This is a genomic window from Bacillus sp. JJ783, from assembly GCF_036963225.1.
Lineage (GTDB): Bacteria > Bacillota > Bacilli > Bacillales > Bacillaceae_G > Bacillus_A > Bacillus_A cereus_U.
Window position 1 is genome coordinate 1 of record NZ_JBALMG010000071.1, and the last position, 12,134, is coordinate 12,134.

The following is a 12,134-nucleotide window of genomic DNA, read 5'->3' on the forward strand; positions in this document are numbered from 1 at the left end:
CTTAAATGATAGAAAAATCCATATATAAAGAACGAAAGATTCTAAAGCGATTATTTTAAAATATATTATTTTTGTCACATTAAAAATTAGTACTTTTTTCACAAATTATTTTCAACGAAAAACTTTTTAGCAGTTATTTCCTTACCATAAAAGGTATTTTTCTAGTAAAATAAAATAGTCTCGTAAAAATGTAACACATTTCCATACGAACAACCCTTTAAAGCGAAAAGGTGTCATCATAATTGATGACACCTTTTCCTATTACAAATAAACTAATTAGAAATCACTTTCACATACATCCCTCTTACCGCTTTTTCATAAGCGACATCACTCATCTGTCTTATTTTTTCTGATACGACAGACGACTGAACGATTTTTCCTTCACGAAGTAATGGCGGGTCAATGAGACGCACTTTATTTTTCTGATGTAGATCATACTCATTTCTATCTTCTTTTACTTCTATACTTGGATGAACTTTTCTTAATAAAGCATCTACTTCTTGATCTTTACATAGTTGCAATTTCGATATCAGCTCATGATCTTCAAGAAGAAAATCATCTGCATGAATAACCTTTTTATGAAGAGCTAACTTTAACGTTTTAGCTAACATATCATTTCCGTAAATATTAAGTGGTTTCATAAAGAAATCGATTACTTCTTTGTAATACGTTTCTGTAAACCATTCAGCAATTTCGATACTTTGAAGGACCATTTTCCCATCTACTTCGATTACATCCTCTAAAAAACTGTGAACTTCCTCTAAAGAAATATATCCATATGTATACATATCTCTCAATGTGTAATCCACTCGGTCTGCGCATAATTCCGGTGCGGATCTTTCAAGTAATGTCCACTTCGAATCATCTAATAAAATATCTTCATAGTTATAACCATGTTTTGAAAGAATCGCCGGGATTTCCGAGTTTTTCACAACAGAGCTAAATATTTCTTCATGATAACTTTCATTTTCGTTATCAAAAACGTAATCAATCACATGAGAAAAAGCAGTGTGCGATACATCATGCAGTAAACCAGCAATCTGTTCTTCTACTGAACCACCAAGTTTTTTAATTAACAACATAGCACCAACTGAATGATCAAAACGTGTTACATTCCATTTCTCATTCATTAAGTAACTTGCTCCGGCCTGATGAACCCCTTTCAGCCTTTGCACAGGTTTACTTAAAATTAATTCTTCTAGCACTTTATCTACTTTAAACTCACCGTATATTACATCTGATATGATCACTTATAATCCCCCTTTTCAAGCAGAGTCTTCTTATAGTATCTCTTTTTTCAGAGAGTAAATAAAGAACTTCACTCGAATATTTTGTACCTTTAAATTAAAAAATAGAGAGCACTCAGCTCTCTATTTCACATACCTATTCAAACGTAACTTCCACCTGCACAATCTCAGATCTACTTCCAAGTCTAAGCGGTGGTCCCCAAAATCCGAATCCAGAAGAAACAATCGCGTGGAATGCACCTTTTTGTGCGTATCCCCAGTCTAGTTCGTACATTCTTCTCGTCACAATATGATTCGGCGCCATTTGTCCGCGGTGCGTGTGACCGGATAATAGTAAATCGACGCCGGCATCCGCTGCTTGTTTTAATTCAAATGGTTGGTGATCCATTGCGATAACAGGAAGCGATTTATCTACCGTACTCATTAGATTTTCAAAACTTTGACGATCACGCTCTGTTTTATCTCTTCTTCCAACGAGATAAAAATCATCTTCAATTGTAATGACTTCATCTAAAAGAATACGAATATCAATCTTATCCATCTCTTGTAAAAACTCAGGAACAGCTCGGCCGTAATATTCATGGTTTCCTAACACACCATATACACCTAATGGAGCTTTCATCTGTTTCATGATTGGTCCCATATTTTTCTGAATGAACACACCTGGATGATCATCAATAATATCACCAGGCAGTAAAATAATATCTGGTTTCATTTCATTTACATGGTGGACTAGTCTCTTTAAATGAGCAACTCCAGACAGTTTACCGAAATGCATATCAGAAGCCATCGCAATACGTAAACTTTTACGTCCTTCTACCTTTTTCGGTATATGTACATCATACTTTCTTACAACCGGGCTATACGCATTAAATACCCCGTATGCGAAGATAAAGAAAAATACGAGTAAAGTGACTGCCCCTGTCCAAATAATTGCCGTGTCTTTCTCTATAGAAAACTGTAAAAAGAAGACTGCAATATCGGCTAATGGCAATAACATGAGCGCATATTGTATAACCGCAAACCAAATTGAACCGACCGTTCGCAGGAAAGGAAGGAATTTAAACACTTGTACGAGAATATACGCATATGAAATGAAACCAACTACGAAAGCGTAATATCCCCAAGATTCCCAGCCAAATACCGTACTGAGCCAAACCCAGCCGTTCCAGCCGATGTAAAACATAAGTAGTGTGTATGCAATTAAAATAGTGAATATATTGAGATAACGAAAATTTTTCACTGCTAGCCTCCTTATTGATTTCTTCTATTATATCTTGTTATGCACGTTTAACGTAAATATTAAGCACTTCAATCTTCACAATAAAAACATTGATAAACACATCGTTTTAAAGTTTTTAGGAACTGCTGTAATGGGCATTTTAGAATCTTACGTGTTAGACGAAAGTGATAATGATGTTGACTATGTTGCGGCGTAGGTTGAGGAATTGATGAGGCGGAATATATAAAGGTTATAAAAAGTGCACCCAGATTGTTGGGTGCACTTTTTCTTCATTCTATACTCACATAACTACATTTTCCTAAAACACATGTTTTATTTATACAAATCCTCCAGTAAAGAATAAATAAACTAATATAACGCCTAATCCTATCGGAAATATTCTAAACAAATAATAACTTATAGATAGCATAAAAGGAAGAGCATCTGTTAGCTCTACTTACAATCCATTCGGTAACATAACCGCCATAAATAAATCATTTCTCTCATCTGGTACTATATACATTCCTTCTGCATCTAAATATTCAATGGAAAAGGCTGCTAGCTCATACGCCATCTCTTGATCGCATTCAAAAAGTGAATTTATAAAAAAATCACTTCCTGTGATTTTTTGTAAATCCTTCAAACCGTTAGACTTACTTCTTGCATAATCAGTCATATTCTCATTAGCCCAAGACCACATCCAACTGTTACTCTTTCCAGACCAAGAACCTATAAAAACAACACTAAATTCAAGTAAAACTTGACCATTTTTTTTAAACTGTAATATACATTGATCTTGATCATACCAATATTCATCAAAGTTATCGATATTATAATCCGAAATAAATTTTTGTTGTTTACTTTCTAATTTGTCATAACACATATCAAGATAACTCTCGAATTGTTCATTTGTCATTGCCAATTATAACGCGCTCCTTTACTTCAAGATCCCCGCTACAAACAATATATCTTACTCTCTCAAAACCTATATAAAGTGAAACTTTAATCAGCCCTCACCAATTGGGCTTTTACGGGCAGCCTGCCCCCCACATATCATATACGTTTCTACCACTAAGCTATCTTAATATATACAAAGAAACAAGAGCTTATATAAGCTCTTGTTTCCATAAATAGTTTCTTTACTCAGTCTAATTTATTTTATCACGATAAATAAATTCACTATTACACAAATGCACCCCAACCATCTGTATATCCACCAAACTCTTCACCCAGTTTATTCAATTCCTTTTGCATCTCTACGATATCCTCATAAATTAAGAACATTTCTTTAGAACAAGTACATGTCCAATCATTGCATTCTTCATTAAAATCTAATTCACACTTTAACCCTAATATTTTTAATCTACCCATGATTTTTTCCGCATTGTCTTTATCAGGAATTGCAATAAAGAAATCCACTATGTGTTTTTCACTAAAATCTACACCTTGTTTATATAACATCCTTAATACTTGGCCATCTTCATCTCTTGGAAATCTCATTTTGTTCTCCTTATATTAAAAGTTATTAAAATATCTATTTTTATGAGAATAATGTTTCTTATCTGTAAAACTCACATATTCTATCCCTTCACAAAAACTAATATCACCATCTATAACGTTACTTCCCCCGAATGAAAACTGTTTTAAATTATTTAACATTTGTATAAATTTTATCGTTGGTATTTGCCCACAGTTAAAAAGATTTAGAGTCTCTAGCGATGTTAAATATTCAATCGCATTAAAATCTTCTATTTTTTTACACGCCTCAATTTCCAAATAACACAAATCATTATTTGTATACTTTAAATCATCTATATTTATTAATGTTCGCAAATAATTTAATTTCACAGTCTTTAATTTTTCGAGACTCTTTATCCCACGAAGCGAAGTTATTTTAGATTGTGTAATACTCAATATCTCTAGATTCCGTAAACGATCCAATCCCTTCAAATCTTTATTCTGGGGGTTATACTTCCATAAATAAAGAGATTTTAAATTCACAAGTTCTTGCCAACCCGTTACCTTTTTATCACAATACATGTATAACTCTTCCAATGTAGTCAATCTATTTAACTCTAAAGTATAATTAGAATCATTTACCGATAAACTCCTAAGATTTTCTAACTTATATATACTTGAAACATCTTTTAAATAGCTACTATTCAAAGATAAGTACTTAATATTTTTACATTCCTCTAAAAAACTTATCTCTTCTAATTCATAATACATATCGCTTATTTGTAAACTTTCAACATTAAATTTATTGATATACTCTATACATTCACTTAAACTTTCTTGAGACACTAATACTGTTTCTCCCTGTATATCTTCTCTTACATAAAAACCATGCACATATTTCATTTACTATCCCTCAACTACTATTATTTACAAGTATTATACCCTATAAAGTAATGTGAATCTCATTACTTTATAGGGTACATTTTAATTGATTTACAAAATCTATGATGCGTATCTACCTTCGTTTTCCCTGTTGCAAATATTTTTTGCCCGGACTGTTGATTTTATTATACAATTTCGGATTGTTAGGAAACCCCTTCTTCGCCATTACCCTATGTTCTCTTATAAAAGCACCTCTGTTACTTTTGGCTGGCATCCAAGCGATTGATGTCCATTCAATTGCATGTTAACTCTCTTAAATAACAAAATCCTCCGGAATAAACACCTTCACTTCTCTCGGATGTACGTATACAAACTCACCCGTTTGAATGCCTAGCTGTCTAAACTGTTCTTTACTAATTTCTGCCTCTAAATACTCATCTGTTCCGTCGCGCTTCAATTCTACATATACGACAGGGCCAACTGCATGTGAGTATGTTACTTTCGCCGGAATGGCATCTACATTTTCTTTCGTACGAGCGATTGAAAGGTGATGTGGTCTTACGTATCCCACTCCGTCTACGTTTGAAACGTGCTTATGCTCTGGTGCTTCTAGTTCCACCGATCCTACATTTAGTTTACCTTTATGAACGCGGCCGTGAAATAAATTCACGTTTCCTAAAAAGTCATATACGAACGGACTTGCCGGTTTTTCATACACTTCTTCCGGCGTTCCCATTTGTTCAATGCGTCCTTCATTCATTACAACGATGCGGTCCGCAACGTCTAACGCTTCTTCTTGGTCATGCGTTACGAATACGCTCGTAATTTGAAATTCGTCATGTAGTTTCCGGAGCCATCTTCGTAATTCTTTCCGCACTTTCGCATCAAGTGCACCAAATGGTTCGTCTAGCAATAAAATTTTCGGTTCGACTGCAAGTGCCCGTGCTAGTGCGATACGCTGTCGTTGTCCGCCAGATAATTGCGCTGGATAACGTTTTGCAAAACCATCCATTTTTACTAGTTTCAATAGTTCTATTACTTTTTCTTCTATTACTTCAGCTGACGGTCTTACATTTTTCTTTCTTACTTTTAAACCGAAAGCGACATTTTCAAATACATTCATATGTTTAAAAAGTGCATAGTGCTGGAAGACGAAACCGACTTGCCGGTTTTTCACATGAATATCAGTTAAATCTTCCCCATCAAAAGAAATCGAGCCTCCATCCGCTTCTTCTAGCCCTGCAATAATTCGTAATAACGTCGTTTTTCCAGAACCTGACGGGCCTAATAAGGCAACAAGTTCACCTTTTGGAATATCCAAATGAATGTCTGTCAGCGCTTGAAATGTACCATATTGTTTTGATACATTTTGAATTTGAATACTCACCGCACTCACCCCTTATTGTCGTTTTTCCATTCTCCATTCAATCCAATTTTTTATAACGAGCGTAAAAACTGCGATGAGTGACATTAAAGTCGCCACAGCGAACGCTGCTGAAAATTGATATTCATTGTACAAAATTTCAATATGAAGCGGCATTGTATTTGTCATGCCGCGCACGTGACCAGACACAACGGAAACGGCGCCGAACTCACCAATCGCGCGGGCATTACATAAAATCATGCCGTATAATAGACCCCATTTTATATTTGGTAATGTGACGCGCCAAAACATTTTCCAGCCGCTTGCGCCAAGTGATAGAGCTGCTTCTTCTTCACTCTTTCCTTGCGCCTGCATTACCGGGATTAATTCACGTGCAACGAATGGAAACGTAACAAATATCGTCGCAATAATAATACCAGGGACAGAGAAGATGAGCTTTATCCCGTGTTCCAATAACCATCCGCCAAGATTCGCACGAGGTGTGAAAAGTAAAACGAATACTAATCCTGCAATGACTGGTGATACAGCAAACGGCAGTTCAATAAGAGATAATAATACTTGCTTTCCTTTAAACTGAAACTTCGTAATAAGCCAAGCAGCCGCTATTCCAAATATCGTATTAAGCGGTACAACGATGAATGCAACGAGAAGCGTTAATCGAATCGCTGAAAATGCTTCTTGATCTGTTACGGCGGCAATATATACATCAACTCCTCGTTCAAATGCTTTCATAAAAATTGTCACGAGCGGCAGTAATAGAAAGAGAGATAAAAATAAAATTGTTATCGTAATGAATAGAATTGGTACAAACTTAGATTCTTTTTTAGCTGACATGCTTTTTACTATTTTCTTCTCAAGTAATGTTGGTTCCATTTTCTCCCCTCCTATTCGCTTTTCATTTCGTGCCTTCTGCTCCAAGTTTGAATCATATTAATAAGTAGCAGGAAAAGGAGAGAAATAATAAGCATCACAGCCGCTACAGCTGTTGCGCCTGCATAATCATATTGTTCGAGTTTTGTCATAATCATAAGCGGTGCGATTTCTGTTTTCATTGGCATATTACCTGCAATGAACACGACAGATCCGTATTCCCCTAACGCCCGCGCAAAGGCGAGTGAAAAACCAGCAAGTAGAGCCGGGGATATTTCTGGCAAAATGATTTTCACAAATATTTGGAAGCTCGACGCCCCTAAGCTAGAAGCTGCTTCTTCTACTTCTTTATCAATACTTTGCAGCACTGGTTGCACCATTCGGACGACAAAGGGTAAGCCAATAAACGTAAGTGCAACAATAATTCCGAGCTGGGTAAAAGCTACTTTTATATGAAACACACTAAATATTTTTCCAACCCAGCCATTTTCCGCATATAGCGTTGTAAGTGTAATACCTGCTACAGCAGTCGGAAGAGCGAATGGTAAATCGATTAATCCGTCTAATAACCGTTTCCCTGGAAATGTGTAGCGAACGAGTACCCAGGCAATTAATAAACCGAAAATGGCATTTACGATTGCCGCTGCAAGTGAAGTTGTGAAACTTACTTGATAGGAATGTAACACGCGCTCACTCGTTATAACTTGTGCGAACTTCTTCCAGCCTAGCTGCGAAGTTTGAATAAATACGATAGAAAGTGGTATAAGTACGAATAAACTCATATACAGCATTGTAAATCCAAGAGATAATCCAAACCCTGGTAAAACACGCTTCTTCCTCATATAACGTCACCTCATCCCCCCTTATTTTTTATACATTTGATCAAATACGCCGCCATCATTAAAATGCTTTTCTTGCGCTTTTTTCCAGCCTCCAAATAGTTCATCTACTGTAAATAATTGAACTTTCGGAAATTGTGATGCGTACTTTTCTGCTACTTTTTCATTACGAGGACGATAAAAGTTTTTCGCCGCAATTTCTTGCCCTTTTTCTGAATACAAATACTCAAGATATCCTTCTGCTACTTTTTTCGTTCCTTTTTTATCAACTACTTTATCTACAACAGCTACTGGCGGTTCCGCAAGTATACTAATCGAAGGCGTTACAATTTCGAATTTATCTTTTCCAAGTTCTTTTTGTGATAACAACGCTTCATTTTCCCAAGCAATTAACACGTCACCAATTCCTTTTTCAACGAAAGTCGTCGTTGCCCCGCGTGCTCCTGAATCTAGTACTTCCACGTTTTTATAAATTTGACCGACAAACTCTTTCGCTTTATCTTCACTATCGTTATATTTCTTCAGTGCATATCCCCACGCCCCTAAATAGTTCCACCGTGCTCCCCCAGATGTTTTCGGGTTTGGTGTAATGACAGACACACCTTTTTTCGTTAAATCATCCCAGTCTTTAATTCCTTTCGGGTTTCCTTTTCTCACAAGAAATACAATCGTTGATGTATACGGAGTAGAATTATCCGCAAGTCGCTTCTGCCAATCTTCTGCTAGTTGTTTCTTCTTACTAATCGCGTCAATATCATAAGCGAGCGCTAGTGTTACAACGTCTGCTTCTAAACCGTCAATAACGGAGCGTGCCTGACTTCCAGATCCCCCGTGTGATTGCTTTACATTTACTGTCTGACCATGCTTCTCTTTCCAATACTTCGCAAAGTCTTTATTAAAATCTTGATACAACTCACGCGTCGGGTCATATGAAACATTTAAAAGTTCAACTGTCTTTTTATCTCCGCCTCCTTCAGAATTACTAGTGGATGTTGCCGAACCACACCCTGACAAAAGAACAAATGCTGACAATAAGACACCTGTACTTTTCATAAACGCTGTCTTACCCCACTGTTTCATATATAAAGCCCCCTTAGTTTGTACAATAGAAAAAGGCACACAATCTATTCACAAAAGTGAACGTTGTGCGCCTTCAGTTTCTCTGATGAGCTTCTATTGTATTCTGTTTGATTTCTTTTCATTTTAATTCCGTAATTCATATGTGTCAACTTGGAATTTCACTTTATCGCTTCGGGGGCTTATACAAATATCCCTAACTATTCCCTTTCACCATCAACAACAAATATATGAATAAATCTTTTTTAATCATTATCAATATGACATTTCCTTTTATATTCATTTATCCATCATAACTATCTTATTGATAATAATTATCAATTGAACAGAAAAATAAAAGCCAATCTTTTTTATTTCCTACATAAGTATGCTTTCCGTTCATTTTTAAAAAGTAAATAATGAGCCGTATGAACCTTTCTCTCTAAATAATCGATAGAATACGAACTTGATGGATCAACTAAATCCCCAATCGCCCCTGAAAGGTGATCAATTACCTTTTGCAATGTTTCTAAGTTCTTCTTTTCACTCTCCATATTCATTTCATCTCACTTTCCCATAAACATTTCTACTTTATCTATGGCGGTGATAACACAACATGAACACTACATGATTATCTCATTTCATTGTCATACCAAACGTTACCTCTTATAAGACTGATTATAGCAGAGGCGAAATAAATAGGAAAAATAATTTTTTGGCTACGCCAAACCAAAAATCCTCTCCCACCTACCGCTTTGCTATCGTCCTTCACACGCTTGAAGAAGGAGACTTCTATCGGATAATACGTTAAATATATGGACTTATAGCTTAGTCAACTCAAAAAAACAAAAAGATATCCATCTCTAAACATGTAGTCATAGAGATGGATATCTTTATTTTTATACTTGCAATGCCTTCTCTCTCAAAGCTCTTCTTAACAATTTACCAGTTGTATTCTTCGGCAATTCTGTTAAAAACTCAATACTCATTGGCACTTTATATTTCGCTAAATGTAACGTGCAGTAATGCGTAAGCTCTTCTTCTGTTACGCTCGTTTGTTTCAGAACGACGTAAGCTCGCACTGCTTCTCCTAAATTTTCATCAGGAACACCGATTACGACAACTTCAGCTACCGAATCATGAGTATATAATACTTCCTCTACTTCACGAGGATATACGTTATAACCGCCAACTAAAACGATATCTTTTTTGCGATCGACGATATAGAAGTAACCTTCTTCATCCATTTTCGCTAAGTCTCCTGTATATAGCCAACCATCTTTAATTGTCGCCGCAGTATCTTCTGGCGCATTATAGTAACCCTTCATAACGTTAGGTCCGCGAACAATTAATTCCCCAACTGCACCAACAGGTACTTCTTCCCCAAGTTCGTTCACAATTTTATTTTCTACGTGCCAAATATTTGTACCAATCGAACCTGGTTTACGAGGACGATCTAACGGATTAAAACAAGTAACTGGTGATGCTTCTGATAAACCGTATCCTTCTGAAACGATAACGTCAAAACGTTGTTCAAAGTTTTTCAGAAGCGCAACAGGCATCGATGCACCACCTGAAATACAAAGCCGAAGTGTCTTCACATCTTCTGCGCTTGCTTCTTCAAATAAATATAAGTAATTATACATTGTCGGTACACCCGCAAAAATCGTTGGTTTATATGTACGACAAATACGAAATACTTCTTTCGGACTAAACTTCGGTAACATTAAAATTGTTGCCCCGTTCACAATCGGCGCATTTACCGCAACAGTTAAACAGAACACATGGAACATCGGCAGTGCCGCAACGACGCGATCATCCGCAGTATATTGTAAATATGACGCCACATCGCTAGCGTTACTATATAAATTTTTATGCGTTAACATAGCGCCTTTTGGCTTTCCAGTTGTACCTGAAGTGTATAAAATAACAGCTACATCTTCTTCATCTAATTCAGGACCTTCGTAAGTTACATCTCCAGTTCCTATAAAACTAGTAAACGTTTTCATTTTTTCGGTTTCTATATGGTTAAAATCTGATGAGGTTTCGCATATGATGATATTTTCAAGTGAAGGAAGTCTTGTTGTAAGAGATTGTATAACAGGTAGAAGGACGTCGAGTACGATGATTGTTTTTACATCTCCATTTTGTAATATGTAATGTATTTCGTCTGCTGTATAAATTGGATTAATCGGAATGACAGTTGCTCCGGCTTTCATTGTTCCGTATAAACCTACTAAAAAATGTGGTGAATTGCCTACAGCTAATGCGACATTGTCCCCTTTTCCAATGCCCATTTTTGCTAAATTGCTAGAAAACCTAGTGACTACTTTGTTTAATTGGTCATACGAGACCGACTGATCCATAAATATGTACGCCGGTTTATCCCCCTTCTTTTTTGCCGTTTCAGCCAAAGATTGAACGAGATTCACACAAACCCCACCTTTATAAAATTTAGAATATTTAAAAATTCTAAATTAATTATATTAAAAGAAAATTAAAGTAGCAAGTGATATTCCATTAACTGCATATACATGAATCACCTCCTCTTGGTTTACTTTGGAAGGATAAGGGGATTTCGTTTGCAAGTAATTTATGAAACTAGACCAAAAATCATTTTAGGATAATATGCATTCATCTTTTCTCTAAGTTTATTAAGTTCCTCTTTATTTAACGCCGTATGCTCTCCAAACAAGTTGATCGCGTCCGCTCCATCTACACCCGACATATGTGGAGAACATTTTAAAACAGCTGCTTGAATCTTCAATCTATCATGGTTTTAAACTGATATACTAATAGTCTTATTGCTGATTAAACTACCAGTGTATAAAAGCAACATCTCTATTTATATTGAGAATAATGGTGTTGCTTTTATTTCAAACCTACATTTTCTGTATAATCAGTCTTTTTATAATCTAATTCTTTGCCCACCTCTTTAATTTCCTCATATGCTTCATCTTTATTAAGTCTATATACTCTATCCACTTTATCTCCAGAAGATGTGTTATAGATTAATTCAATATACTTCCCATCTTCATAAACTATAATTTGTGTATTTTTTCTTTTTAAATTTTCTTCTCCATGTTTTTGGAGCGCTTCATTTTCTAATTTAATTACTTGATTAATATTTTTATTATATTTTTCTCTTCCACTTTCACATGCAAACAAGGTAACAA

Annotated in this window: 13 protein-coding genes; 1 reads left to right on the plus strand and 12 read right to left on the minus strand. The window is 35.7% G+C overall.

The features are described 5' to 3' along the window. Positions 1-272: 272 nt before the first annotated feature. Entirely contained in the window at positions 273-1,250 is a 978-nt protein-coding gene (locus V7038_RS15680) for an HD domain-containing protein (protein WP_002202835.1), read from the minus strand. Positions 1,251-1,383: 133 nt separating this feature from the next. Then, the gene (locus V7038_RS15685) at positions 1,384-2,490 is read right to left on the minus strand and encodes a metallophosphoesterase (RefSeq protein ID WP_002202836.1); all 1,107 of its coding nucleotides are present in this window, start codon (positions 2,488-2,490) and stop codon (positions 1,384-1,386) included. Positions 2,491-2,524: 34 nt separating this feature from the next. On the opposite strand from V7038_RS15685, the gene V7038_RS15690 reads away from it, so the two are divergent. Continuing rightward, positions 2,525-2,686 carry a TetR family transcriptional regulator gene (locus tag V7038_RS15690; protein ID WP_081339782.1) on the plus strand — a complete coding sequence of 54 codons (162 nt, stop codon included), beginning with the start codon at positions 2,525-2,527 and terminating at the stop codon, positions 2,684-2,686. Positions 2,687-2,926: 240 nt separating this feature from the next. Here V7038_RS15690 and V7038_RS15695 read toward each other — a convergent pair whose 3' ends face one another. The 10 genes from V7038_RS15695 to V7038_RS15740 form a co-directional block, all read right to left on the minus strand. Next, a complete protein-coding gene (locus V7038_RS15695; RefSeq protein ID WP_002202837.1) occupies positions 2,927-3,391 on the minus strand; it encodes a DUF6882 domain-containing protein in 465 nt (154 codons plus the stop codon). A 260-nt stretch (positions 3,392-3,651) separates the two neighbouring features. After that, positions 3,652-3,969 (minus strand): ribonuclease E inhibitor RraB, encoded by a 318-nt coding sequence (locus V7038_RS15700; RefSeq protein ID WP_002201439.1) that lies wholly within the window; start codon positions 3,967-3,969, stop codon positions 3,652-3,654. A gap of 15 nt (positions 3,970-3,984) precedes the next feature. Continuing rightward, complete coding sequence (locus V7038_RS15705; RefSeq protein ID WP_002201440.1) at positions 3,985-4,830, minus strand: hypothetical protein; 846 nt, start codon at positions 4,828-4,830, stop codon at positions 3,985-3,987. 292 nt (positions 4,831-5,122) lie between these two features. After that, positions 5,123-6,196, minus strand: coding sequence for a sulfate/molybdate ABC transporter ATP-binding protein (locus tag V7038_RS15710; RefSeq protein ID WP_335470836.1), 1,074 nt, complete (start codon positions 6,194-6,196; stop codon positions 5,123-5,125). A 12-nt stretch (positions 6,197-6,208) separates the two neighbouring features. Beyond that, positions 6,209-7,066, minus strand: a complete 858-nt coding sequence (gene cysW, locus V7038_RS15715; RefSeq protein WP_335470838.1) for a sulfate ABC transporter permease subunit CysW — start codon at positions 7,064-7,066, stop codon at positions 6,209-6,211. 11 nt (positions 7,067-7,077) lie between these two features. Next, entirely contained in the window at positions 7,078-7,905 is an 828-nt protein-coding gene (gene cysT, locus V7038_RS15720) for a sulfate ABC transporter permease subunit CysT (RefSeq protein WP_002202841.1), read from the minus strand. Between the two features lie 21 nt (positions 7,906-7,926). Further along, positions 7,927-8,982, minus strand: a complete 1,056-nt coding sequence (locus V7038_RS15725; RefSeq protein WP_002202842.1) for a sulfate ABC transporter substrate-binding protein — start codon at positions 8,980-8,982, stop codon at positions 7,927-7,929. A gap of 347 nt (positions 8,983-9,329) precedes the next feature. After that, positions 9,330-9,518, minus strand: a complete 189-nt coding sequence (locus V7038_RS15730) for a hypothetical protein (RefSeq protein ID WP_335470840.1) — start codon at positions 9,516-9,518, stop codon at positions 9,330-9,332. A 339-nt stretch (positions 9,519-9,857) separates the two neighbouring features. Next, positions 9,858-11,390, minus strand: coding sequence for a fatty acid--CoA ligase family protein (locus V7038_RS15735; protein WP_002202844.1), 1,533 nt, complete (start codon positions 11,388-11,390; stop codon positions 9,858-9,860). A 439-nt stretch (positions 11,391-11,829) separates the two neighbouring features. After that, the coding region (locus V7038_RS15740) for a hypothetical protein (RefSeq protein ID WP_335470843.1) at positions 11,830-12,134 on the minus strand (305 nt) is incomplete at its 5' end.